Source organism: Aphanothece microscopica RSMan92, from assembly GCF_046613545.2.
Lineage (GTDB): Bacteria > Cyanobacteriota > Cyanobacteriia > PCC-6307 > Cyanobiaceae > NIES-981.
In genome coordinates, this window is sequence record NZ_JBKKKY020000616.1 from 1 (window position 1) to 410 (window position 410).

Here is a 410-nt window from a genome sequence, read left to right on the forward strand (position 1 = left end):
CCCAAAGCCTTGGCACCGTGTTCTCCGCGATGTTGATTGCTCCATCATGGGGTGGTATGATCAACGGCCTGCTCACGCTGCGGGGAGCATGGGACAAGGTTCGCACGGATCCCGTCCTGAAGTTCATGGTTGTTGGCATCACGGCCTATGGAATGTCCACATTCGAAGGCCCAATGATGTCCATCAAGAATGTCAACGCCATTGCCCACTATACGGACTACATCATTGCCCATGTTCACCTTGGGGCATTGGCGTGGAATGGTGGACTGACCTTTGCGATGCTCTACTTCGTGTTCCCACGGATGTGGCGTACGAAGCTGTACTCGACCACGCTGGCCAATTGGCATTTCTGGGCCATGACGTTGGGAATCGTCTTCTATGTTGTTCCAATGTACTTTGGCGGCATTACG

At 53.7% G+C, this 410-nt stretch carries 1 protein-coding gene; it reads left to right on the top strand.

Annotation, left to right across the window (positions count from 1 at the left end):
• Nucleotides 1–410, top strand: a 410-nt coding sequence (locus ACLD7X_RS19330) for a cbb3-type cytochrome c oxidase subunit I (RefSeq protein ID WP_411425297.1), incomplete at both ends; no start/stop codon positions are given.